General features: G+C 63.8%; 22 protein-coding genes. 5 read left to right on the top strand and 17 right to left on the bottom strand.

The features are described 5' to 3' along the window. The 14 genes from DKK67_RS04535 to urtA all read right to left on the bottom strand — a co-directional run bounded on the left by DKK67_RS04535 (position 1) and on the right by urtA (position 13,099). Entirely contained in the window at positions 1-783 is a 783-nt protein-coding gene (locus tag DKK67_RS04535; protein ID WP_111494814.1) for a nuclease-related domain-containing protein, read from the bottom strand. Between the two features lie 306 nt (positions 784-1,089). Beyond that, on the bottom strand, positions 1,090-1,662 hold the full coding sequence (locus DKK67_RS04530) for a HupE/UreJ family protein (protein WP_111494812.1): 573 nt from the start codon (positions 1,660-1,662) through the stop codon (positions 1,090-1,092). 48 nt (positions 1,663-1,710) lie between these two features. Next, positions 1,711-2,349, bottom strand: coding sequence for an urease accessory protein UreG (ureG, locus tag DKK67_RS04525; protein WP_111494810.1), 639 nt, complete (start codon positions 2,347-2,349; stop codon positions 1,711-1,713). Between the two features lie 45 nt (positions 2,350-2,394). Beyond that, positions 2,395-3,084, bottom strand: coding sequence for an urease accessory protein UreF (locus DKK67_RS04520; protein ID WP_111494808.1), 690 nt, complete (start codon positions 3,082-3,084; stop codon positions 2,395-2,397). Next, on the bottom strand, positions 3,074-3,637 hold the full coding sequence (gene ureE / locus DKK67_RS04515; RefSeq protein ID WP_111494806.1) for an urease accessory protein UreE: 564 nt from the start codon (positions 3,635-3,637) through the stop codon (positions 3,074-3,076). The genes DKK67_RS04520 and ureE overlap by 11 nt, the downstream gene beginning before the upstream one ends. 10 nt (positions 3,638-3,647) lie before the next feature. Then, positions 3,648-5,351, bottom strand: coding sequence for an urease subunit alpha (ureC, locus tag DKK67_RS04510; protein ID WP_111494804.1), 1,704 nt, complete (start codon positions 5,349-5,351; stop codon positions 3,648-3,650). 145 nt (positions 5,352-5,496) lie between these two features. Continuing rightward, complete coding sequence (locus DKK67_RS04505; protein WP_111494802.1) at positions 5,497-5,814, bottom strand: urease subunit beta; 318 nt, start codon at positions 5,812-5,814, stop codon at positions 5,497-5,499. An 11-nt stretch (positions 5,815-5,825) separates the two neighbouring features. Then, positions 5,826-6,128, bottom strand: coding sequence for an urease subunit gamma (ureA, locus tag DKK67_RS04500; protein WP_111494800.1), 303 nt, complete (start codon positions 6,126-6,128; stop codon positions 5,826-5,828). 285 nt (positions 6,129-6,413) lie between these two features. Then, a complete protein-coding gene (locus DKK67_RS04495; protein WP_111494798.1) occupies positions 6,414-7,334 on the bottom strand; it encodes an urease accessory protein UreD in 921 nt (306 codons plus the stop codon). Then, positions 7,331-8,029, bottom strand: coding sequence for an urea ABC transporter ATP-binding subunit UrtE (gene urtE / locus DKK67_RS04490; RefSeq protein WP_111494796.1), 699 nt, complete (start codon positions 8,027-8,029; stop codon positions 7,331-7,333). The genes DKK67_RS04495 and urtE overlap by 4 nt, the downstream gene beginning before the upstream one ends. Then, positions 8,029-8,853, bottom strand: a complete 825-nt coding sequence (urtD, locus tag DKK67_RS04485) for an urea ABC transporter ATP-binding protein UrtD (protein WP_111494794.1) — start codon at positions 8,851-8,853, stop codon at positions 8,029-8,031. Before urtD ends, urtE begins: the two co-directional genes overlap by 1 nt. Next, positions 8,850-9,998: an urea ABC transporter permease subunit UrtC gene (gene urtC / locus DKK67_RS04480; RefSeq protein WP_111494792.1), complete on the bottom strand. Its 1,149-nt coding sequence runs from the start codon at positions 9,996-9,998 to the stop codon at positions 8,850-8,852. The genes urtD and urtC overlap by 4 nt, the downstream gene beginning before the upstream one ends. A gap of 3 nt (positions 9,999-10,001) precedes the next feature. Continuing rightward, complete coding sequence (gene urtB, locus DKK67_RS04475) at positions 10,002-11,627, bottom strand: urea ABC transporter permease subunit UrtB (protein ID WP_111494790.1); 1,626 nt, start codon at positions 11,625-11,627, stop codon at positions 10,002-10,004. Positions 11,628-11,791: 164 nt separating this feature from the next. Continuing rightward, a complete protein-coding gene (gene urtA, locus DKK67_RS04470) occupies positions 11,792-13,099 on the bottom strand; it encodes an urea ABC transporter substrate-binding protein (protein WP_111494788.1) in 1,308 nt (435 codons plus the stop codon). Positions 13,100-13,719: 620 nt separating this feature from the next. Between urtA and DKK67_RS04465 the strand changes: the two genes are divergently transcribed. The 3 genes from DKK67_RS04465 to DKK67_RS04455 all read left to right on the top strand — a co-directional run bounded on the left by DKK67_RS04465 (position 13,720) and on the right by DKK67_RS04455 (position 16,801). After that, positions 13,720-14,763 (top strand): 2-dehydropantoate 2-reductase, encoded by a 1,044-nt coding sequence (locus DKK67_RS04465; protein WP_204355723.1) that lies wholly within the window; start codon positions 13,720-13,722, stop codon positions 14,761-14,763. A gap of 561 nt (positions 14,764-15,324) precedes the next feature. Further along, positions 15,325-15,618, top strand: coding sequence for a ComEA family DNA-binding protein (locus tag DKK67_RS04460; protein WP_111494786.1), 294 nt, complete (start codon positions 15,325-15,327; stop codon positions 15,616-15,618). Between the two features lie 238 nt (positions 15,619-15,856). Further along, complete coding sequence (locus DKK67_RS04455) at positions 15,857-16,801, top strand: DMT family transporter (protein WP_111494784.1); 945 nt, start codon at positions 15,857-15,859, stop codon at positions 16,799-16,801. 247 nt (positions 16,802-17,048) lie between these two features. Here DKK67_RS04455 and gloA read toward each other — a convergent pair whose 3' ends face one another. Then, positions 17,049-17,603, bottom strand: a complete 555-nt coding sequence (gene gloA / locus DKK67_RS04450; protein ID WP_111494782.1) for a lactoylglutathione lyase — start codon at positions 17,601-17,603, stop codon at positions 17,049-17,051. A gap of 240 nt (positions 17,604-17,843) precedes the next feature. Here gloA and DKK67_RS04445 point away from each other — a divergent pair, with 240 nt between their 5' ends. Next, a complete protein-coding gene (locus tag DKK67_RS04445; protein WP_111494780.1) occupies positions 17,844-19,637 on the top strand; it encodes a monovalent cation:proton antiporter-2 (CPA2) family protein in 1,794 nt (597 codons plus the stop codon). A 173-nt stretch (positions 19,638-19,810) separates the two neighbouring features. Here the strand turns inward: DKK67_RS04445 and DKK67_RS04440 are convergent, their stop codons facing one another. Then, the gene (locus DKK67_RS04440; RefSeq protein WP_111494778.1) at positions 19,811-20,947 is read right to left on the bottom strand and encodes an alkane 1-monooxygenase; all 1,137 of its coding nucleotides are present in this window, start codon (positions 20,945-20,947) and stop codon (positions 19,811-19,813) included. 252 nt (positions 20,948-21,199) lie between these two features. Here DKK67_RS04440 and DKK67_RS04435 point away from each other — a divergent pair, with 252 nt between their 5' ends. Beyond that, positions 21,200-21,865, top strand: coding sequence for a GntR family transcriptional regulator (locus DKK67_RS04435; protein ID WP_111494776.1), 666 nt, complete (start codon positions 21,200-21,202; stop codon positions 21,863-21,865). A 16-nt stretch (positions 21,866-21,881) separates the two neighbouring features. Here the strand turns inward: DKK67_RS04435 and DKK67_RS04430 are convergent, their stop codons facing one another. Further along, positions 21,882-22,265, bottom strand: a complete 384-nt coding sequence (locus DKK67_RS04430) for a DUF4864 domain-containing protein (RefSeq protein ID WP_228160510.1) — start codon at positions 22,263-22,265, stop codon at positions 21,882-21,884. Positions 22,266-22,367: the final 102 nt, after the last annotated feature.

Raw genomic sequence — 22,367 nt, 5'->3', positions numbered from 1 at the left:
TTACTCCGGTTGAAGACTCAGCATTCCCCGACACCTCGGAAACGCTGAACACCCCCAAAATTCCTTCCCAACGTTCTCGCCACGTTTCACAACGCGCCGAACCATATCGCCCTGGCACTTCGGGCAGCGAACCGCATTCTCTTTCTCTTCAACAATGCTTTGGACGTGCTTCACATGCTCCCGATGCGTCTTGAATGAAGCTTTCAGGCGCCCCGAAGCGATCTTCTCCACAATCTCGCTGACTTCTTCTGCACTCAGCACAATGTCCTGATGGGATTTGATAAACCGCAAATACCCGCCGCCTCGCGTCACATTCCCCGGCATCTCCGTCTTGAACGTCGCATCTCCCACAAACACCACCACCGAATGCACCTGCGTATCACTCAGCCCCAGCAGTGCCTGAAGCGTTTTGACGTGCTTGTAGTTCTGATGCAGCGGATTCTGAAACTTCTGCGAATGCTTATAGATCTTCTGCGTCCAATACCGCTGCCTGGCACTCCCGAAAATCCACCCTTGCATGTTCTTGGTTTCCACCACGAACACGCCGAAGGGCGAGACGATGATGTGATCGATCTGGGTGGTGCCGTCTTCGGTGGGCAGGGTGACGTTGCGGATCAGGTGGTAGGTGTTCTTGTCGAGGAAGAGGCGTGCCGAGAGGTTAACCAGGCTTTCGCCGACCCAGCCTTTGAACTGTGGCGATTGGATAATGCCGCCGAGGATGGCCAGCGGGATGAGGTACCAGAGGGCGTGGATTAACGGTTGTATGACGGGAGCAAAGTCCATTTTTATTATCCTCAGACAGCGGGCACTCCGTGCCTCGTCTGTTTCACCCTAAAACACCTTTGGCGCTCACGTCTGAAAAATGATGTGAAACAAGGTTGGGAGCTAATTGGATGATTTTAGAAGGGTAGCTTATTGCTGCAGGTTTTGTGAGGGGCGATGGCCGGGGAATTGATTTGGGGCAAATGGAAAGGGCGAGAGTGTTGAAGGTCGCGCCCTTGTCTTGAGGATTCATTGGCAGGCTGGCGCCTGCTCCCCCTCTCTCCAAACCTCTCTCCCGCGCAGGGGAGAGAGGCTTCCTAGCGCGTGTTACGCGACTAGAAACGCTCCAGTAGCTGCCAGGGCGGCACCAACGACCTGGGATACGCGATTGTCGGTCTTCATCAGCAGCGCACCCAGACCACGACCAGCAAAGGCAATGATCAGCGTGGCGATGCCGAAGCCGGCCATGTACGCCATGAAGTGTGAGCCTGCCGGCATTTCGGCGCCATGGGCGAAGCCGTGGAACACCATGAAGGCGGCGACCAGCGAACCGCCCACGGCGGTCGGCAGTTTGGCCAGTGTGGCAATCAGCACGCCCGCCAGCATGACGGTCAGGGCAATGCCGGTTTCAACGCCGGGGATGCTCAGGCCCGCGAAGGCCAGTCCCGCGCCCAGGAACATGCCGCCGATCATGAACAGCGGCGTACCGCGTTTCATCCAGCCGCTCTGGCGCATACTCCAGAAGCCGATGGCGGCCATGGCCAGCAGGTGGTCGAGGCCCAGCATGGGGTGCAGCAGGCCGCTGGTGAAGCCGCCCTGGCCGTGGCCCGGGTGGGCGGAGGCCGCAGTGGCAGTCAGCATGAGGCCGGCGGTGAGCAGGGTTTTGGTGAGTCGTGTCATGGTTATCTCCGTTTAACTGCAATCCAATTCGTTTGGTTTGGGCCGATCTCAGGCTGACGCTTCGATTTTCTCGGGGCGACGTTCCGGCAACATCCCGCGTTCCAGAATGAAGCTGATGATGGTGTCCAGCCCTACCCCGTCGTACAGGTTGGTGAACACAAACGGCCGCTCGCCGCGCATCTTTTTGGAATCCCGATCCATCACGTCCAGTGAGGCGTGAACCTGTTCGGCGATGTCGATCTTGTTGATGATCAGCATGTCGGATTTGGTGATGCCCGGCCCGCCCTTGCGGGGGATCTTGTCGCCGGCGGAGACGTCGATGACGTACAGGGTGAGGTCCGACAGTTCCGGGCTGAAGGTGGCGGAGAGGTTGTCGCCGCCGGATTCCACCAGCACCAGCTCCAGGTCCGGATGGCGGGACTGGAGGTCGTCGATGGCCGCCAGGTTCATGGAGGCGTCCTCGCGGATAGCGGTGTGCGGGCAGCCGCCGGTTTCCACGCCGAGGATGCGGTCGGCTTCCAGCGCTTCGTGGCGCAGGAGGAAGTCGGCGTCTTCCCGGGTGTAGATGTCGTTGGTGACCACGGCGATGTTGTAGTGGTCGCGCAGGGCCAGGCAGAGCTGGCGCAGCAGGGCGGTTTTACCGGAACCGACAGGGCCACCGACCCCGACTCGCAGACAATGTTTCATGGTGTGTTCCTCATCGTTGTTTGTGGGTGCGCGTTGGCGAGCGCATTAGCTTCGAAATAAACGGGAATACTGTGTTTCGTGATGGGCGCTGGCGAGCGCGAGGCCAGGCAGGATCGGGCCCAGTTCGTCGTCTTCCAGCACCAATGCGCTATCCACGGCACTCACCAGTGCCGGGCGCAGTTGTTCGGTCAGCCGCTGGGCGGCGGTGTGCCCGAGGGGCAGCGCCTTGCAGGCCACGGCGAGCTGGTTTTCCATCCACGCCCAGGCGAAGCCGAGCAGCGTCTGGCGCACGGGCACGTGGCGCTGGTGCGCGGCCCAGGCGAAGACGGTGACGTAGCCCGGCTCGTGGGGCATCTGGCCGTCTTCCGGCATCAGTTCCAGGCTGGTGAGCAGGCGCGTGAGGGCGGAGCCCAGGCGGATGTCCTCGTCGCTCAGCTCGGCGGTTTCCCGGGTGGCGTGGAGCCAGTCGTTCCACTGCGCCAGTGTCGCGGCGTCGCCGTCGGCCCAGGCCTGTTGCTGGCGTGCCAGCACGGGCAGTTCGCAGCGGGTCAGGCCGTCGTCCAGCACGCCCGCCAGCCACTGGCCCAGGTCGTCCTCGTTGCGCACCCAGTCCAGCTCGAAGGCGCTTTCCAGCCCCTGGGACCAGGCAAAGGCCCCGATGGGCAGCGCCGGGCTGACCAGTTGCAGCAGGCCGAGCAGGCTGAGATCCGCCAGGGGCGATGCCTCAGTGGACATGGTCGCTCCCGTGTCCGTGGCTGTGCGGGTGGTCGTGGCCATGGTCGTGATCGTGGGAATGGCCGTGGCTATGACCGTGCGAATGCCCCGCCTGGGAATAGGCGCCCGGCTCGGGATCGAACGGGGCCTGGTGGTGTTTCAGGGTGGCGCCGAGGCGTTCGGCCAGTTCTTCCAGCACGTGATCCGGCGGGAAGCGGACCCAGCCGGACTGCCCAGAGCCCCCATCGAGCGTCTCATCAATCGAGCCGATGGCCAGTTGCACATGGCGGTTGCCCAGGTGGTAGCACAGGCGCGCCAACGGTAGGCCCGCCGGGATCTGGGCGGTCACCACCGGTTCGTCGGCGGCGCGGATGCGGACCACTTCGCCGCCGGCGGATTGCAGGCAGTCGCCGTCCCGCAGCACCGGGCCGCGGTCCAGGAACAGGCCCACGTCGGTGCCGTTGTCGGTGGTCGCCCGCAGGCGGCCGCGGATGCGCAGCTCGAACGGCAGGGTCAGGCTGTCGAAGATTTCCGCCGATTCGACCGGGGCGATGCGTTGTGTCAGTTCAATCATACGGGCGTCCTCAGAACAGGTGATAACGCTGGGCCAGCGGCAGCTCGGTGGCCGGCTCGCAGGTGAGCAGTTCGCCGTCGGCGTGGACCTCGTAGGTCTGCGGGTCGACGGTCAGCGTCGGGCAGGCGTCGTTGAGTTTCATGTCGCCCTTGCGCACCTGGCGCACGCCCTTGCAGGCGGACAGCGGGCTGTCCAGCCCCAGTGCCTTGTCGATGCCGGCGTCCAGTGCGGCCTGGCTGACAAAGGTCAGGCGGGTGGCACTGGCGGCCTTGCCGTAGGCGCCGAACATGGGGCGGTAGTGCACCGGCTGCGGCGTGGGGATGGAGGCGTTCGGGTCGCCCATCGGCGCCGCGGCGATCATGCCGCCCTTGAGGATGGTGGCGGGCTTCACGCCGAAGAAGGCCGGGCTCCACAGCACCAGGTCCGCCAGCTTGCCCACTTCCACCGAGCCCACGTCGTGCGCGATGCCGTGGGTGATGGCGGAGTTGATGGTGTACTTGGCGATGTAGCGCTTGGCGCGGAAGTTGTCGGCGCCCAGCTCCTGATCTTCCGGCAGCAGGCCACGCTGGACTTTCATCTTGTGGGCGGTCTGCCAGGTGCGGCAGATAACCTCGCCCACCCGGCCCATGGCCTGGGAGTCGGAGGAGATCATGGAGATCACGCCCATATCGTGGAGGATGTCCTCGGCGGCGATGGTCTCGCGGCGGATGCGGGAGTCGGCGAAGGCCACGTCTTCCGGAATGTTCGGGTCCAGGTGGTGGCAGACCATCAGCATGTCCAGATGCTCGTCGATGGTGTTCACCGTGTAGGGCCGCGTCGGGTTGGTGGACGACGGCAGCACGTTGGTCTTCGAGCACGCGGTGATGATGTCCGGCGCGTGGCCACCGCCCGCCCCTTCGGTGTGGAAGGTGTGGATGCAGCGATCTTTGAACGCGGCCAGGGTGTCTTCCACGAAGCCGGATTCGTTCAGGGTGTCGGTGTGAATGGCCACCTGCACGTCGTACTTGTCGGCGACGGTCAGGCAGTTGTCGATGCTGGCCGGCGTTGTGCCCCAGTCTTCGTGCAGCTTGAGGCCGATCACGCCCGCTTCCACCTGCAATTCCAGCGCTTCCGGCAGGGAGGCGTTGCCCTTGCCGAGGAAGCCGATGTTCATGGGCAGGGTGTCCACCGCCTGCAGCATCTTGCCAATGTGCCACGGGCCCGGCGTGCAGGTGGTGGCGTTGGTGCCGGTGGCCGGCCCGGTGCCGCCGCCGAGCATGGTGGTGATGCCGCTCATCAGGGCTTCTTCCACCTGCTGCGGGCAGATGAAGTGGATGTGCGGGTCGATGCCGCCGGCGGTGAGGATCTTGCCCTCACCGGCGATGATTTCGGTGCCCGGGCCGATGACGATCTCGACGTCCGGCTGGGTGTCCGGGTTACCGGCCTTGCCGATGGCGGCGATGCGGCCTTTCTGGATGCCCACGTCGGCCTTGACGACGCCCCACCAGTCGAGGATCAGGGCGTTGGTGATGACGGTGTCCATGACGGCGTCATCGCAGCGCTGGCTCTGACCCATGCCGTCGCGGATGACTTTGCCGCCGCCGAATTTAACCTCGTCGCCGTAGTGGGTGTGGTCCTTCTCGACCTCGATCCAGAGTTCGGTGTCCCCGAGCCGCACGCGGTCGCCCACGGTGGGGCCGTACATGTCGGCGTAGGCTTGTCTGCTGATTTTCATTGTCTGCCTCGTATCCTTGAAACTTGTGCCGGAGCCGTGCGGTCAGTGGTGCTCGGGACACGCTGCAAGTCCATCCCTGGACGCTCGACGGCAGCATCCCTGCTGCCGACGGTCCCGATCACCACTGCCCGCCCGTCTCTATAGCTCATGCCTTATCGTCGACCTTGCCCATGACCTCACCCCGGAAGCCGTAGATCTCGCGCTTGCCCGCGTAGGGAATCAGGGTGACTTCGCGGGTCTGGCCCGGCTCGAAGCGGATCGCGGTGCCGGCGGCGATGTCCAGCCGGTAGCCGGTGGCTTTCTTGCGGTCGAAGGTGAGCGCCGGGTTGGCTTCGGCAAAGTGGTAGTGGGAGCCGATCTGCACCGGGCGGTCGCCGGTGTTGCCCACCTCGACGGTGATGCGTTCACGGCCGGCACAGAGTTCGATGTCGCCGTCCTTGATCTGGTATTCGCCGGGAATCATCTGCGGGCTCCTCAAACTATCGGGTTATGAACAGTGACTAGCTTCGTTCCATCAGGGAACGTCGCTTCCACCTGCACTTCGTCGACCATTTCCGCGACGCCTTCCATCACGTCGTCCCGGGTCAGCACTTCGGTGCCCAGGCTCATGAGTTCGGCGACGGTGCGGCCTTCGCGGGCGCCCTCGAGGATTTCGGCGCTGATCAGGGCCACGGATTCCGGGTAGTTGAGCTTGAGGCCCTTGGCCTTGCGGCGCTCGGCGAGCAGTGCTGCGGTGAACAGCATCAGCTTGTCTTTGTCTCTGGGGGTGAGTTCCATCGTCGTAACTCCGTTGTTTGCGATGTTCTTATGTCTTTCGTAGCCGACGCTTTAGCTTCGGTGCAGGCCGTAGGGCTGCCGGGTGTTGGCCCGGGCGTCTGGCGACGCCTCCGAAGCTGAAGCGTCGGCTACATTGTTCGTGCTTCCTGTTGCCCCCGGGATTCAGGTCCGGGTCTTTCGTAGCCGACGCTTTAGCTTCGGGGCGGGCCGCAGGGCCGCCGGGTGTTGGCCGGGCGTCTGGCGACGCCTACGAAGCTGAAGCATCGGCTACATTGATTCGTGCATCTATGTGAGCCAGATGCGCGGTATATGCGCCTCCTGGCCGGTCAGTCTCGGCCTCAGAATCTCCCACGCCTGCTGGCAAATGGCCCAGGCTTCGTTGCGTTCGTGGCCGATGTAGCGCAGCAGCAACACGCCCCGGCGGCGGGTGACCGCCCATCGCGGGGACGCGGTGATCTGCTCGCGCAGGGCTTCGATGGCCTCGTTTTCATCCTCCAGCCCCACCGCCCACAGCGTGGCCTGAACGGTGCTGCCGCCCTGCCCCCAGTGGCCCTTGAACCGGGGGTGCGTCGGGTCCATGGGCTGGCGTTCGATCCACAGGGGGCGGCCGTCGCGGGTCAGGCGGAAGCGTTGTTCCAGGTGGCCGCTGACGAACGGTAGATCCCCCACCGGGCGGCCGAGGGCCAGCACTTCCCAACCGATGCAGCGGGCCGAACCGGCGAGGTCGATGGTGGTGGTCTGTTCGCCTCGAGAGCCATCGAAGGCGAGGGTTTCCTGGGGCAACCATTCCAGGGTGGCGCCGTCGGCAACGCTGAGATGGGTGTGCTGGCCCCAGCCGACGCCGTGGCTGTCGGCCTTGTAGAGTTTGGCGGCGGCCGGGGTGGTCAGCAGCGCGTGCGACCCTTCCCCCAGGGAGGCGCTGATCGACAGCGCGTCGCCGCTGACCAGCCCGCCCGGCGGGTGCAGCAGGTAGACGTGGCAGCAGCCGTCGCGGCCTTCCGGGTAGAAGGGTTTCTGGACCCGCAGCGGGCCGACGTGGCGGCGGCGGACCAGTCGGGTGATGCGCTGCAGCGACTCGCGCCGGGCCTCGAAGCCCAGTTCGATGGACGCCGCCCAACGCCGCCCGGTATCGAAGCGGTGGCCGGAGTCGTTGGCGGACGCGCGGTCGTTGGGCAGCGGCGTGTTCAGGGGTGCAAAAATCGTCATACGGTCAGGTGCTGCTTGATGAGTGCGTCGGACAGTTCGGCGATCTCGCCCTCCGCCACGCGACGGCCCCGGTCCATGATGGCGAAACGGTCGGCGTACTTGCGGGCGAACGGCAGTTTCTGTTCCACCAGCAGCACGGTCAGACCGTCTTCTTCAATCAGCTTTCGGATGACCTCGCCGATCTGGGCGACGATGTTGGGCTGGATGCCCTCGCCCGGTTCGTCGAGGATCAGCAGACGCGGCTCTATCACCAGCGCGCGGCCGATGGCCAGTTGCTGTTGCTGGCCGCCGGAGAGATCGCCGCCGCGGCGGTTCTTCATTTCCCTGAGTACCGGGAACAGTTCGTAGACCCGGTCGGGAATGCTTTTGAGCCCGTCCTGCCGCACGGCGAGGCCGGTGCGCAGGTTTTCCTCGACGGTCAGCAGCGGGAAAATCTGCCGCCCCTGGGGAACATAGCCGATGCCGAGCCGGGATCGGTCTTCGATCTTGCGTTGGGTCAATTCCACGTCGCCGGCGAACAGCATGCGGCCGTCCTTAACGCTTTCCTCACCCATCACGCATTTCATCAGCGTGGTCTTGCCCACACCGTTGCGCCCCATCACGCAGGTGCACTGGCCCTGGGGCACGTCGAGGTCGAGGTCCCAGAGGGTGTGGCTCTCGCCGTAGAACTGGTTGAGCTTTTCGATCTTGAGCATCAGGCGCCCTCCCCCAGATAGACTTCGATCACCTTGGGATCGTTGGACACGTCGTCCATGGAACCTTCCGCCAGCACGCTGCCCTGGTGCAGGACGGTCACGGTGCGGGCGATGGAGCGGACGAAGCCCATGTCGTGCTCCACCACCACCACGGACTGCTTGCCTGCCAGGCTGGTGAGCAGTTCGGCGGTACGCTCCATTTCCTGTTCGGTCATGCCGGCGACGGGTTCGTCCACCAGCAGCAGGCGCGGCTTCTGCATCAGCAGCATGCCGATCTCCAGCCACTGTTTCTGGCCGTGGGAGAGAATGCCCGCCTCGCGGTGGCGCAGGCTGGTGAGGCCGATGGTTTCCAGCACCTCGCCGATGCGGTCCCTGGCCTCGCCGGTGAGTCTGGCGGTCAGCGTCGGCAGCACCCGCTTGTCGGTGGCCATGGCCAGTTCGAGGTTCTCGAACACGGTCAGGGCTTCGAACACGGTGGGCTTCTGGAACTTGCGGCCGATGCCGAGGGTGGCGATGTCCGGCTCGTTCAGGGTCAGCAGGTTGTGGCGGCTGCCAAACCAGACCGAGCCCACGTCCGGGCGGGTCTTGCCGGTGATGATGTCCATCATCGTGGTCTTGCCCGCACCGTTGGGGCCGATGATGCAGCGCAGTTCGCCGTCGTCGATGGTCAGGTTCAGGTTGTTGATGGCCCTGAAGCCGTCAAAGCTGACGGTGACGTCTTCAAGGTACAGGATCGGCCCGTGGCGGACGTCCACCGGGGACGCCGTCGGGGTCAGGAAATCGAAGACCCGGTCGCGCTGGGCCAGCTCCGTCATAATGCTCATGCCGTGGCCTCCTTGGCGCTGGTGGGTGGGTCGGCGGCGTCATCGTCCGCTTTCTTGCGGTTCCCCGGCAGCAGGCCGGCAATGCCCTTGGGCAGGAACACGGTGACCAGCACGAACAGCGCGCCCAGGGCGAACAGCCACGCGTCCGGCATGATGCCGGTGAACACGGTCTTGGCGTAGTTGACGATGATGGCGCCGATAACCGCCCCGTAGAGCGTCGCCCGCCCGCCCAGGGCCACCCACACCACGATCTCGATGGAGAACAGCGGCGAGAATTCGCTGGGGTTGATGATGCCCACCTGCGGCACGTAGAGCGCCCCGGCCACACCCGCCAGCATGGCGGAGACGGTGAACACGAACAGCTGCACCCGCTCGACCCGGTAACCGATGAAGCGCGTGCGCGCCTCAGCGTCGCGGCAGGCCACGCTGACGCGGCCCAGCTTGGAGGTGACGATGGCGCGGCAGATGACGTAGCCCAGCGCCAGGGCGATGCCGGTGGCGATGAACAGCCCGAGGCGGGCGCCGTCGGTGCGCAGGTCAAAGTCGAGGATGTCCTTGAAGTCGGTCAGCCCGTTGTTGCCGCCGAAGCCCATCTCGTTGCGGAAGAAGGCCAGCATCAACGCGAAGGTCAACGCCTGGGTGATGATCGACAGGTATACGCCGGTCACCCGCGACCGGAAGGCGAGGAAGCCGAACACCAGCGCGAGCAGGCCCGGGGCCAGCAGCACCATGATGAAGGCGAACCAGGCCATGTCGAAGCCGTGCCAGTACCAGGGCAGCGCGTCCCAGTTCAGGAACACCATGAAGTCCGGCAGGACCGGGTCACCGTAGACGCCGCGATCGCCGATCTGGCGCATCAGGTACATGCCCATGGCGTAGCCGCCCAGGGCAAAGAAGGCGCCGTGGCCCAGGCTGAGGATACCGAGGTAGCCCCAGACCAGATCGACGGCCACCGCCAGCAGTGCGTAGCACAGGTACTTGCCCAGCAGGGTGACGGTGTAGGAACTCACGTACAGGGCGCTGCCTTCCGGCATGACCAGGTGCAGCACGGACACCACGATCATCGCCAGGAACAGCACGCCCAGGAACAGTTGGGTGGAACGCTCGGTGAAGGGGCGTACCAGCCAGGGTTTGGACTGAAGCATTTCTTAGCCCTCCGCGGCACGGCCCTTCTGCGGGAACAATCCGCGCGGGCGTTTCTGGATGAACAGGATGATGAAGACCAGCACCACGATCTTGGCCAGCACGGCGCCCGCCCAGGGCTCCAGCAGCTGGTTGATGGTGCCCAGGGACAGGCCGGCGACCAGGGTGCCCCAGAGGTTACCGACGCCGCCGAAAACCACCACCATGAAGGAGTCGATGATGTAGTTCTGGCCCAGGTTGGGGCCGACGTTTGTGATCTGCGACAGGGCCACGCCCGCTAGTCCGGCCACTCCGGAGCCCAGGGCGAAGGTCATGATGTCCACCTTGGTGGCCTTGATGCCCATGGAACGGGCCATGGCGCGGTTCTGGGTGACGGCGCGCACTTCCAGACCCAGCCGGGTCTTGCGCATGATCAGCATCAGCCCGGCGAACACGATCAGCGCGAAGCCGATGATGTAGAGCCGGTTGAGCGTGAGGGACAGGGCCTCGTTGACCATGATCGAGCCGCTCATCCACTCCGGCGTGATGACCGTGCGGTTGAGCGGGGAAATCACGGTGCGCACCAGCTGCTGCAGGATCAGGCTGATGCCGAACGTGGCCAGCAGGGTTTCCAGCGGGCGCCCCTTGAGGAACTGGATCACGCTGCGCTCAATGGCCACGCCTGCCAGGGCCGCCACCAGGAAGCCGGCGGGAATCGACAGCAGCAGCGCCAGACCCGGCTGGCCCGGCAGCAGTTGCTGCATGCCCCAGGTGGTGTAGGCGCCGAGCATGATCAGCTCGCCGTGCGCCATGTTGATGACGCCCATGACGCCGAAGGTAATGGCCAGGCCAATGGCCGCCAGCACCAGCACGGAACCCAGCGACAGGCCGAAGTACAGGGTTTCGGCGGCGCGGTTCCACTTGAGTTTGGTTTCGATGGTCGCCAGCGCGTCTTCGGCGGCGGCCTTGAGGGCCGGATCGTCGCTGTAGGTGGCGGTGTTGAGGGCCGCGCGGGCTTCCGAGTTGAGGCTGCCGGACAGCGTCGCCACGGCGTCCACGTCACCCAGATCCTCGACCCGGTGGATGGCGATGGCCTCTTGCAGGGTGGCGCGGACGGCGGCGTCGTCTTCGTCGGCCATCAGCTCGGCCAGTTTCGCCGCCATGGCTTCGTCGACGCTGCCACGCAGGCCGCGCGCTGCGTCCAGGCGCTGGTCGGCGTCGTCGACGGTGAGGTCGATCACCGACAGGATGCTGTCGATCTCGCTGCGCAGGGAGTTGTTGACGCGGATGGTGTCCAGGTCGCGCCGGGACATCTCACCCAGGTCCTCGCCGGTCAGGGCGTCCTGGACTTTCCAGTTGCGGCCGCGGTTCGAGAGAACGATCACGAAGTCGCGAGAGCCCTCAGCGTCATCGCTGGAAGGGTCGATGCGGGCCAGTTTGCCGTCGGAGAAGGCTTCCAGCCAGCCGCGGGCGCGGTCGTCGCCGCTGCGGGCGATCTCGCCGACAATCCCGGCTTTCTGCGAGTAGGAGCCGTCGGCCAACTGGGCCAGTAACGACTGAGCCTGCTCGTCATTGGCCTGTGCATGAACCAGCACGGGCAACGACAGCAGGCAGGCAATAAGCAGCTGTGTGAGCGATCGACGGATGCTCATGGTTGCGTCCTATCCAAGGTGAATCCTTTCCGGGCGGACGCTTCGGAAAACAAGCGCGCTGGCGGTTCCTTTCCGAAGCATCCGTCCTGTTGTTGGGTTCGGGTTGTTCAGGGAGTCCGGAGCGGTGCGGATGCCCGCAGGCACCCGCACCTTGTGGTACAGCCTTACTCGGCGGCCTCTTCGGCAGCGCCGCCGCAGGACTTGGTGACGACGTTGTAGTTGCCGCACTTGAGCGGCTTGCGCCAGTCACTGATCAGATCCTTGGAGCCCGGCAGGAAGTCAGACCAGGCATCGCCGGCGACCGTGGACGGGGTCTGCCAGACCACAGAGAACTGGCCGTTGTCCTGGATCTCGCCGATCAGCACCGGCTTGGTGATGTGGTGGTTGGGCATCATGGTGGCGTAGCCGCCGGTCAGGTTGGGCACGGACACCCCGATGATGGCGTCCTTGACCGCATCCACGTCGGCGGTGCCGGCTTTTTTGACCGCTTCCTTCCACATGTTGAAGCCGATGTAGTGCGCTTCCATCGGATCGTTGGTGACAGCTTCCTCGTTACCGGTGTAGTCGATCCACTGGTCGATGAAGTCGTAGTTGGCGTCGGTGTCGACGCTCATGAAGTAGTTCCACGCGGCCAGGTGACCGACCAGCGGGCCGGTGTCGATGCCGGACAGCTCCTGCTCACCCACGGAGAAGGCCACGACCGGGATGTCTTCGGCCTTGATGCCCTGGTTGGCCAGCTCGCGGTAGAACGGCACGTTGGCGTCGCCGTTGATGGTGGAGACCACGGCGGTTTTCTTGCCCTGGCTGCCGAACGCCTTGATGTCGGAGACGATGGACTGCCAGTTGGAATGACCGAACGGCGTGTAGTTGATCATGATGTCGGCATCGGCCACACCGTGATCTTTCAGGTACGCATCAAGGATCTTGTTGGTGGTGCGCGGGTAGACGTAGTCGGTGCCCGCCAGCACCCAGCGCTCAACGCCGACTTCGTTCATCAGGTAATCCACCGCCGGGATCGCCTGCTGGTTGGGCGCCGCGCCGGTGTAGAACACGTTCTCGGAGGATTCTTCACCTTCGTACTGGACCGGGTAGAACAGCAGGCCGTTCAGTTCCTCGACCACCGGCAGCACGGATTTACGGGAGACGGACGTCCAGTTACCGAAGATGACGTCGACTTTGTCCTTGGCCAGCAGTTCGCGGGCCTTCTCGGCGAACAGCGGCCAGTTGGACGCCGGGTCCACCACCACCGGCTCCAGCTCGCGACCCAGCAGACCGCCTTCCTCATTCTGCTTTTCGATCAGCATGAGCATGGTGTCTTTCAGGGTGGATTCACTGATTGCCATGGTGCCGGACAGGGAATGGAGGATGCCTACTTTAATCGGGCCTTCGTCCGCCGCGGATGCGGTGACGGATACAGAGATGGAGAGAGCCAGCGCAGAGAGTCCTGCTTTTATTTGCTTTTTGATCTTCATGGAGTGTGCGTCCTTTGTACCTGGTTGAGTTTCCAATGTTTCAAAACGCCAACCGATCAGTGCATCGTGCATTCCACTCCCCGTTTTTTTCTTATTTTTCATTGCCTTATTTGACCAACTGGACAACAAATAGTGCGCCATTCGCTGGCGGCCACGCCCAAATACAAGACACCCGCTCTTTCTTCGCACCAAAACAGTGCCCCAAACAGGTGCCCGTGAGACAATTCGCACGCCGGAAAAAGTAACGACAAAGCAAAATGTTACGCATCCTCATAGAAACAGCCGGCTTCCTCGCCCAGACATGCACTCAATTGGCGCTGCGTCACATCGGCTGCTCATCGACAGTGCGGACATAGCCTCCCCAATTTCGCACCGGGACCAGCCATCGGCCGTCGCGCCACCTCCATACCGGGCATGAACGGAGCGCCCCCTCCGTGGACCGTCATAACGGAAACCGGGCATCCGGCGTGGCACCGGCAGAAAACGCAACATCTGGGGCGAGGGAATAAACTGTCCACTCGTTGACAGACTGCCACGGCCGATGGCGCTATCGTTCATCCGGGGGCACGCGACATTGGCCCGCAACCGCCGCCTCACAACAACAAACCGGACACGACACCATGCAAGAGATGCCACGCATCGCCCTTTTTGGCGCCGGGAGTATTGGCTGCTACCTGGGCGGACGCCTGCTCGCCACCGGCGCCGACGTCATCATGATCGGGCGCCCGAGGCTCCAGGCCTTGCTGACCAGCACACCGTTGCGGGTCAGCGACTACCAGGGGCTGGATGCCTCGATCCAGCTTTCGGACACGGAGTACACCACCGATCCGGCCGCCCTCGCCGACGCCGACCTGGTACTGCTTACGGTCAAGTCCGCCGCCACCGAAGACGCCGCCCGCGCCATGGCGCCGCACCTGCGCCCGGGTATCCCGGTGATCAGCCTGCAGAACGGCATCAGCAACGCCCGGCGCCTCGCACCTCTGCTCCCCGAACAGGTCGTACTGGCGGGCATGGTGCCGTTCAATGTATTGCAGCGAGCCCCGGGTCACTTCCATCAAGGCACCGAAGGCCATCTCATGACGGCCCGGGATGCCAGCCTATCGCCGGCGCTGCTGGAAACGTTCGCCCGCGCCGGGCTGCCGCTGGACGTGCGCGACGACATGGATTCGGTGCTCTGGTCCAAACTGCTGCTGAACCTGAACAACCCGATCAACGCCCTGTCCGGCCTGCCGCTCAAGACCGAACTGTCGCAGCGCGCGTACCGGCGCTGCCTGGCCATGGCCCAGCGCGAAACGCTGACACTGCTGCGGGAGGCCGACATCGCCACGGTTAAACTCACCGGGCTGCCGATGGGCCTGCTGCCCACACTTCTGGGCTTGCCGGACTGGCTGTTCCGCCATCTTGCCCGCACGATGCTCGCCATCGACCCGCTGGCGCGTTCATCCATGTGGGAGGATCTGCAAGCCGGACGGCGTACGGAGGTGGACTGGATCAATGGCGAGGTGGTGCAGCTGGCGCAATCGCTGGGACGGGACGCGCCAGTCAATCGCCGGCTCGTGGCACTGATTCGCCAGGCCGAACGGGAACCGGGCGGCCAGTGGTCCGGCGACCGCCTTCTGCAGGCGCTGGAAGCCGCCCCGGAAGCCCTGAATAACGCCTGCTGACACATCATCTTTCCGGATGATTACGCCGGTGTAATCCATTTCCTACAACGCGCAGCGGGAATGTCCGATTTGCCGAATTCGCCAATCCAGTAAACTTGTTTTCAGCAAGGACGCAGAACTGCATGGATGCAGGACAGGGACGTATCTCGCCTGATGGAACAGGCGGACAGGGAAAGATCAGCCCAACGGATTGGGCGGCGCAAGGATGACTCGCCTGAAGGATCAGGCCTATAGGGACGTACAGCCCGCGGACAGGGCAAATTTAAGCCACGGAACGGGTGCACAGGGATTTGTGGGCCCGTATTCCGTGACTTTTCGTCTTTCACATCAGCTCGACCATTCTTGTTTCAGCCATTTCGTTATCCCTTGATCCCCAGCGGTCGGCTTGGGCCTGATCGGGCCAACGGTCTGTTTATATCGTCGATCCGGAAGTCTTGCTCTCCATTTGTCTGTTTCTGGCGCCGTCGTGCGCTGCATTCCCGGCCACGGCCACCAGGCGTTGACAATCCGCAGTCGGTCCTTGCGATAACGCAAAAACAACCGTTGTAGGAGTAGTCTCAGATGAAAGCACTGATCACCGCCTTTTTCGTTCTGGCCACCGCGCTGTCCAACGTTGCCGTCGCCGCTGACACCCAGCCGGCGCAGGAAGCGGCTCCCACTCAGGTCAACATCAACACCGCGGACGCCAAGACCCTTTCCAGTCAGCTGGACGGCGTCGGCGACGTCAAAGCCCAGGCCATCATCGATTACCGCGACAGCAATGGCCCGTTCGCCAGCGTGTCCGACCTGGACAAGGTCAACGGCATCGGCCAACTGACGCTGGACGCCAACCGCGATCACATCACCGTCCAGTAAGCGGCGTTCCTGCGGGCGCCGCCCGCAGGTTGCCTCCCTCACGATTTCCAGCTAATCTCGCCGCATGATTGATTCAACTGTCCTTTTCGGAAAACGCACACCCCCGCCCGTCCGGTCCTGAACCGGATACGGACTCGTCATGCTCTGGCCACCCCGGCCTGAGTGATCGCGCCTGCCTGTCCGGTCGTCGCTTCTATTCCCGTTTCAGCGTTTTGTTTAACCGGACAAGAGATTTTCCATGACCACATCATTGCGTTCCCATGACGCCCTGCGCGGCGCCATCCTGATTGCTATCGCCGCCGCCCTGTGGGCCACCACCAGCATTGCGGCCAAGACCCTGTTCAACCACAGCGAGCTGGAGCCCATCGCCCTGGCGTTCTTCCGGCTCTGCATCGCCTGCCCGTTCTTCGGCCTGCTGATGTGGCGTGATCGCCGTAACACCACGAACCGGATCAGCCGCGGCCTGGTGATCGGCCTGATGGGCCTGGGGCTGTTGCAGGCGGCCTACCAGGGCACCTATCTCTGGGCGGTGGATCTGACCGGCGCCGGCATCGCGACCCTGATCACGCTCTGCCTCGCGCCGGTGTTTGTGGCCATCGCCGCCGCACCGCTGCTCGGCGAAAAACCCAACCGCACCACGGTCATCGCCCTGATCAGTGCCATCGCCGGTACCCTGTTGCTGGTGTCCGGCGACGTCCGCAATCCTGACGCAGCCCGGCTAGGCGGCATCTTCATCGCCGTGGCCGCTGCGGCGGTCTATGCGGCGTTCACGCTGACCAGCCGGCACGTGTCCGGTGGCGGCTCGGTATTCACCACCGCCTTTATCTGTTTCACCACCGGCGCCGTTGCGCTGGCCCCAATCGCGGCCGGCACCGGTGCACTGGATATTCTGCCCCAACTGGATGGTCTCGACTGGCTGCTGATCGCCTACATCGGCATCGTGCCCACCTGCGTGGGCTATGTGTGTTTCTTCAAGGGCATGCAGAGCACACCGGCCACCACCTCCAGCATCATCGTGACCCTGGAGCCGCTGTTCGCGGCGCTACTGGCGTGGATGATCCTTGGAGAGGCGCTGGGATTGCTGGGCGTGATCGGTGCCGTGGTGCTGACGGTGTCCGTGTTGGTGGCATCGCGTAGCGGGTCGGCGGCGCGGCGGAGGGACGCCGACGAGACGTCGCAGTAGCGACGACCGTATCGGAGCAAGCCGGGGAAGGCCGGCATCCGCAGGGACTCTGGATGGCACCATCCAATGTAGCCGACGCTTTAGCTTCGGAGCAGGCCACGGGCCTGCCGAATGGCCACTGGAGCACCTTCGGCGCCTCAGAAGCTGAAGCTTCTGCTACATTTTGAGGCGCATCCCGCCACTTCATCGCATTCAAGACACAAAAAAGGCCGGGATAACCCGGCCTTCTCGTCTGCCTCCAGAGCCCTTACGCCTGCTCTTCCTTACGCTGGCGCTCCAGCATGTTGGGCTGGAGGATCTCGATCCAGTAGCCGTCCGGGTCGCGGATGAAGGCGAGGCCCTTCATCTTGCCGTCGTCCGGTCGCTTCTGGAACGGCACGCCCAGGGACTCGAAACGCTCGGCGGCCTGGTAAACGTCAGGCACTGCGATACCGATGTGGCCGAAGCCCTGGGGCTCGTCGTTGCCGTTGTGGTATTCGAAGTCGTCCTGGTCTTCGGTACCCCAGTTGTGGGTCAGCTCCAGCATCGCCTCGCGGGCGAAGATGTAGGTGGTCCGGTGGCCGTCATCGGACGGCACGGTGGTGGCCTGGCGGTCGTCCAGGTAGCCCAGGAAATAGAGGGTAAACTTCATTTCCGGGAAATCCAGTTTGCGGATCAATCGCATGCCCAGTACCCGGGAGTAAAAATCCAGGCTGCGCTTGGGGTCCTTGATGCGCATCATGGTCTGGTTGAAGACGTAACCGTCCGTTGCCGGATCGATGTCTTCCGACAGACCGGGGGCTTCCTCAAAATGGGGCGACATGTCTTGGCTCCTGTGTTGATGCAGTCATCGGATCCCCGCTATTCGCCGGGGACCTTCGGGAAAAGTCGGTGAGAACGTTGGCCGCGGGCAGCGCCTGCGGGGCCGCCGTTTTTTCGGGGGCTCCCTGCCTGGCATTCAAAGCGCGGAGGTTTACCACTACATTAACGATGGGGCGCATCGGCTAAACTTTCAAGGCATTAGCTCGATGCATGCCCGTGATTTCAGCCAGTAAGGACACCCATGAACCCCTTAGGCCAGCTCGTCGTTCTCTTCCTTGTCGCGGTCATCGCCGTGCCCCTGTTCAAGCGCGCGGGCCTTGGCGCCCTGCTCGGCTATATCGCCGCCGGCATGCTGATCGGTCCACACGGAATCGGCGTGGTGGGCGATGTGGACAACATGCTGCACATTTCCGAATTCGGCGTGGTGCTGCTGATGTTCGTGATCGGCCTGGAGCTGCAGTTCTCCCGTTTGCGCGCCCTGCGCAAACCCATTTTCGGACTGGGCTCCCTGCAGGTGCTGACGGCGATGCTGATCATCGGCGGGCTGGTTGTCCTGACGGGCCGCGACATCGCCCTGGCCATCGTTCTGGGATGCGGCCTGGCCCTGTCTTCAACAGCGTTCGTGCTGCAACTGCTGGCCGAGAAGAAGGAACTGGCTACCGGTCATGGCCGGCTGGCGTTCACCATCCTGCTGTTCCAGGACATGGCCGCCGTGCCCATGCTGGCGTTCATCCCCTTTCTGGTGTCCGGCGACGCGGAAGAGGCGACCAACTGGACGGAGATTCTGCTGGGCATCGGCCAGGTGGCGGTGACTTTCGCCATCATCGTGATCGCCGGTCGCTACCTGCTGCGCCACGCCCTGCGCTTCATCCACGCCACCCGCGTGCGCGAGGTGTCCATCGCCGCCGCCCTGCTGGTCGTCACCGGCACCGCCTACCTGATGGAGTCGGTGGGCCTGTCGATGGCCCTGGGCGCTTTCGTGGCGGGTGTGCTGCTGGCCGATTCGGAGTTCCGTCACCAGCTTGAGGCGGACATCGAGCCGTTCAAGGGCCTGCTGCTCGGTCTGTTCTTCATCTCCGTGGGTATGACGCTGAACCTGGGGGCCGTATTGGCCGATCCGCTGATCCTGATCGCCGGCGCCGCCGGGCTGATGCTGATCAAGGCTTTGTTGATCGCCGCCATCGGTCACTGGGGTGGCAAGCTGGGCGGCATCAGTGCCCTGCGCCTGGGGTTGCTGCTCAGCCAGGGCGGTGAGTTCGGTTTCGTGATCTTTTCCCTGGCCACGCAACTGGCACTGATCGATCGCACCCTGCACGAGCAGCTGATTGCGGTGGTGACCATTTCCATGGTGCTGACGCCGCTCGCACTGACGGTATTCGAGCGGATCGTCGCCCGGCTTGGCGGCGAGGAGAAGCCGCCCTTCGACACCATCGAGGACGGCCGCACCGGGGCGGTCATCGCCGGCTTCGGGCGCTTCGGCCAGATCAGCGGGCGTCTGCTGCGCTCCCTGAACGTGCCGTTCACCGCCCTGGACGTGAACCCGGATCAGGTGGATGTGGTGCGCCGGTTCGGCAACAAGGTGCATTATGGCGACGCGTCGCAACTGGACGTGCTGCGGGCCGCCCGCGTGGGTGAGGCGAAGGTGTTCATCCTGGCCATCGACGACATCGACGCGTCCCTGCGCACGGTTAACCTGGTGCGCAAGTATTTCCCGGACGTGCGCATCCTCGCCCGCGCCCGCAACCGCCGGCACGCCCACATGCTGATGGATGCCGGCGTGCGCTGGCTGGTGCGGGAAACCTACCACTCAGCCCTGCTGATGGCCGAAGAGATGCTCGTCAGCCTGGGCCGCGAACGGGACGAGGCACAGGATCTGGTCAAACTCTTCCAGGAGACCGACCAGCGCAACCTGGCCCGTCAGCACGAGAAAGGATTGCATCACGATGCGGCCAAGATCCTCCAGTCTTCCCGGGACGCCGCCGAGGAGCTCACGCGGTTGTTCGAGGAGGATCAGGAGGAGCGCCGCGAGGGGTGAGCATTTGAAATGTAGCGGAAGCTTTAGCTTCCGAGCCGCCCGCTGGGTGGCCGCAATGATCGAGAAACTCCAGAGCGATAAGGGGCCCTACCGGGCCCTCCGAAGCTAAAGCTTCGGCTACATGGCAGTGGGCCGCTCCCTTACAAGGAGCGCTCAATGCTCGCAGTGTGTTTTCACACCAACTGGTGTTCTTCCCCCTGATAATACGCCTCCACCCGCGGATTCATGATCCGCATCCACAGCGGCGGAACCAGCGCCAGCACCACCATGGTGGCGTAACCCGCCGGTAGCTGTGGCGCGACGTTGTGGTGGCGCAGCACCTGGTAACGGCGCTTGGCGTAGGCGTGATGGTCGCTGTGGCGTTGCAGGTGGAACAGGAACACATTGGTCAGGAAGTAGTTGGAATTCCAGCTGTGGGCCGGCGTGGTCCGCTCGTAACGGCCGTTTTCCAGCTTGCGGCGATGCAGGCCGTAATGCTCCAGGTAGTTGACGATTTCCAGCAGGGTAAAGGCGACAAAACACTGCCCCAGGAAGTACGCGGCTCCCAGCCAGCCAAAGCCCAGCGTGCACGCCACCAGCGCCAACACTGTGATGCCGTACCACCAGATCAACTCGTTGCGCCAGCTCAGCGGCGAATGGCCCTTACGCGTCAGCTTCTGGGCTTCCAGGCGCCAGGCGTTCATGAAATTGCGCCGGTAGGCCTGGGGCAGGAACTGGTAGAGGCTCTGGTTGTAGCGGGACGACGAGGCGTCCTCCGGCGTCGAGACGTGCACATGGTGACCGCGGATGTGTTCCACCTTGAAGCCGCCGTAGCCCACCAGCGCCAGCAGCCAGCCGCCGGCCCAGGTTTCCAGGCGGCCGTCCTTGTGAATCAGTTCGTGAGCCACGTTAATCCCCAACCCGCCGACGATGCCGATGGAGAACACCCATCCGACGCCTCCCAGCGGTGAGAACCGACCGTCGGCCAGAACGAACAGGCCCCACACCAGCAGTCCGGTGAACGCCGCCACCCAGCCGAGCGTCAATGCGCGGTAGAAGCGTTCGAGGTTCATGCGGGGTACGTCGACCTCCTCGTCGGGGTTCATGGCGTCCTGCCCCAGCATCAGGTCCAGCAGCGGGATGATGCCAAACACCACCACCGGCACGCCCCAGGCAAACAGATTGATCCAGCCGGTTGCCTCACCGGCCCGAAGCAGGAGCAGTGGCAGCGCCAGCGGCAGCAGGGCGATCAGGAAACTGTATTTCTTGAGGCGCAGCAGAATGCGGCGGCGCGCGTCGGTCAGGTCCAGGGTGCGTTGCTGTGGGTTCACGGGAATACCTCTTGTTGTTGCTGTTGTGACGTCTCACGTTCGTTCTTTGGCGTTGCGGTCGGGGCGATGCTCGCGTCCCGGCCCGATGGCGCCAAATCATTTTGATACATTGTAGGACAATAAATCAAAAATCAAACGTTGTTGGAAAGACGGCCCCAGCGGCCAAGCCACTGGCCCATAACCACTGTGCTAGGATGCAAAGCGGCGCGATCCGGCGGGTCGGGTTGAAATCTTCAGAACAGGCAGGACTTTATGGACTTCCAGACGCCCAACACGCTGGCCGAGCAGATCGCCAACTATCTGGCCGAACGCGTGATGACTGGCGAGATCAAACCGGGGGAACGACTGCACGAAGCCACGATTGCCGGCGAACTGGACGTCAGCCGGGCGTCGGTTAAGGAAGCGCTGTATACCCTGACCCGCTGGCACCTGGTGGAGATCACGCCGCGCAAGGGCGCGCGGGCAACGCAGTTGAACGCCACCTACGCCGCAGAGCTCTACGACATCTACATGCACCTGCTGATCATGCTGGCGCGTCGTCTCTGCGAACGCTGGGAGGAAGCCGACCGGGCGCCCATGCTGGAGGCCATCAAGCGGGTTACGGGGCAACTTTACGCCCGGCCGCCGGACATCCTGGCCGTGGTGCAGGCCAGTTTCGAGGTACTGGATCAGTGTGCCGGGGTGGTGGGCAATCCGTACCTGAGTGAGACGCTGGCCAACTTCAAGCCGGCCGTGAGCCGAACCTACTATTTCTGCGCCGATCGATACCAGCAGGACCTCGACCGCACCGCCGCGTTTTTCGCGCGGCTCACCGAAGCGGTGCTGGCGCGGGATGCCGATGCCGCCGAAACGCAGATTGTTGGCTTCGCCGAGCACCAGAAGGCGCTGATCCGCCAGGCGCTCGACGCAACGTCATGACGGGAAGGCCGGCCGGTCAGATACCGCCGGCAACTTCCTCCAGCACCACACCGCCGATGCGCCACTCCTCCCCTTCCCGCTCCATGCGATAGTAAGCGTCCCAGTAAAGGCCGTTGGGCCCCAGCAGTTGCACCCGCTGCACCACGAACCCGGGATGGGGCACCTGCTCGCGGAAACGCACGGTGGCGGCCTCGTATACCGCCGGGTAGCGACTGCGCACCATGTTGGCGAACTCCCGGGCGCTGGCGAACCCTCGCTGGATGGCAGGCGAGGCATAGCTGAAGGCGGCTTCGTCGTTGTCTTCGGAAAAGGCTTCCAGTTGGGCTCGGATCACCGTTTCCACGGCGTCCGTCGGCGCTCGGTCGTCGGCCGCCAACGGACTGCTGAATACCAGGCACATCAACAGCGCCCACCTGCGGGCGCCGGATCGACAGGATCTGAATCGGCGTGTCACGCTCATCTCGCCTCTCCCTTTTTCCCGGGATACGTCCGCGGACCCGCG

This window comes from Marinobacter bohaiensis, assembly GCF_003258515.1.
GTDB classification, from domain to species: Bacteria; Pseudomonadota; Gammaproteobacteria; order Pseudomonadales; family Oleiphilaceae; genus Marinobacter_A; species Marinobacter_A bohaiensis.
The sequence above is the reverse complement of the archived record's forward strand: the minus strand, read 5'-3'. Positions and strand labels throughout refer to the sequence as shown.

Bases quoted from the DNA above. Each gene is read 5' to 3' on its own strand.
- DKK67_RS04430 (WP_228160510.1), bottom strand. From the start codon at position 22,265: ATGTGCCTGGTATTCAGCAGTCCGTTGGCGGCCGACGACCGAGCGCCG.
- DKK67_RS04520 (WP_111494808.1), bottom strand. From the start codon at position 3,084: ATGTCCACTGAGGCATCGCCCCTGGCGGATCTCAGCCTGCTCGGCCTG.
- DKK67_RS04495 (WP_111494798.1), bottom strand. From the start codon at position 7,334: ATGACGATTTTTGCACCCCTGAACACGCCGCTGCCCAACGACCGCGCG.
- urtE (WP_111494796.1), bottom strand. From the start codon at position 8,029: ATGCTCAAGATCGAAAAGCTCAACCAGTTCTACGGCGAGAGCCACACC.
- ureC (WP_111494804.1), bottom strand. From the start codon at position 5,351: ATGAAAATCAGCAGACAAGCCTACGCCGACATGTACGGCCCCACCGTG.
- ureA (WP_111494800.1), bottom strand. From the start codon at position 6,128: ATGGAACTCACCCCCAGAGACAAAGACAAGCTGATGCTGTTCACCGCA.
- gloA (WP_111494782.1), bottom strand. From the start codon at position 17,603: ATGTCGCCCCATTTTGAGGAAGCCCCCGGTCTGTCGGAAGACATCGAT.
- DKK67_RS04455 (WP_111494784.1), top strand. From the start codon at position 15,857: ATGACCACATCATTGCGTTCCCATGACGCCCTGCGCGGCGCCATCCTG.
- DKK67_RS04445 (WP_111494780.1), top strand. From the start codon at position 17,844: ATGAACCCCTTAGGCCAGCTCGTCGTTCTCTTCCTTGTCGCGGTCATC.
- ureE (WP_111494806.1), bottom strand. From the start codon at position 3,637: ATGATTGAACTGACACAACGCATCGCCCCGGTCGAATCGGCGGAAATC.
- DKK67_RS04460 (WP_111494786.1), top strand. From the start codon at position 15,325: ATGAAAGCACTGATCACCGCCTTTTTCGTTCTGGCCACCGCGCTGTCC.
- DKK67_RS04465 (WP_204355723.1), top strand. From the start codon at position 13,720: ATGCAAGAGATGCCACGCATCGCCCTTTTTGGCGCCGGGAGTATTGGC.
- DKK67_RS04435 (WP_111494776.1), top strand. From the start codon at position 21,200: ATGGACTTCCAGACGCCCAACACGCTGGCCGAGCAGATCGCCAACTAT.
- urtC (WP_111494792.1), bottom strand. From the start codon at position 9,998: ATGCTTCAGTCCAAACCCTGGCTGGTACGCCCCTTCACCGAGCGTTCC.
- DKK67_RS04505 (WP_111494802.1), bottom strand. From the start codon at position 5,814: ATGATTCCCGGCGAATACCAGATCAAGGACGGCGACATCGAACTCTGT.
- urtA (WP_111494788.1), bottom strand. From the start codon at position 13,099: ATGAAGATCAAAAAGCAAATAAAAGCAGGACTCTCTGCGCTGGCTCTC.
- urtB (WP_111494790.1), bottom strand. From the start codon at position 11,627: ATGAGCATCCGTCGATCGCTCACACAGCTGCTTATTGCCTGCCTGCTG.
- DKK67_RS04535 (WP_111494814.1), bottom strand. From the start codon at position 783: ATGGACTTTGCTCCCGTCATACAACCGTTAATCCACGCCCTCTGGTAC.
- ureG (WP_111494810.1), bottom strand. From the start codon at position 2,349: ATGAAACATTGTCTGCGAGTCGGGGTCGGTGGCCCTGTCGGTTCCGGT.
- urtD (WP_111494794.1), bottom strand. From the start codon at position 8,853: ATGAGCATTATGACGGAGCTGGCCCAGCGCGACCGGGTCTTCGATTTC.
- DKK67_RS04530 (WP_111494812.1), bottom strand. From the start codon at position 1,662: ATGACACGACTCACCAAAACCCTGCTCACCGCCGGCCTCATGCTGACT.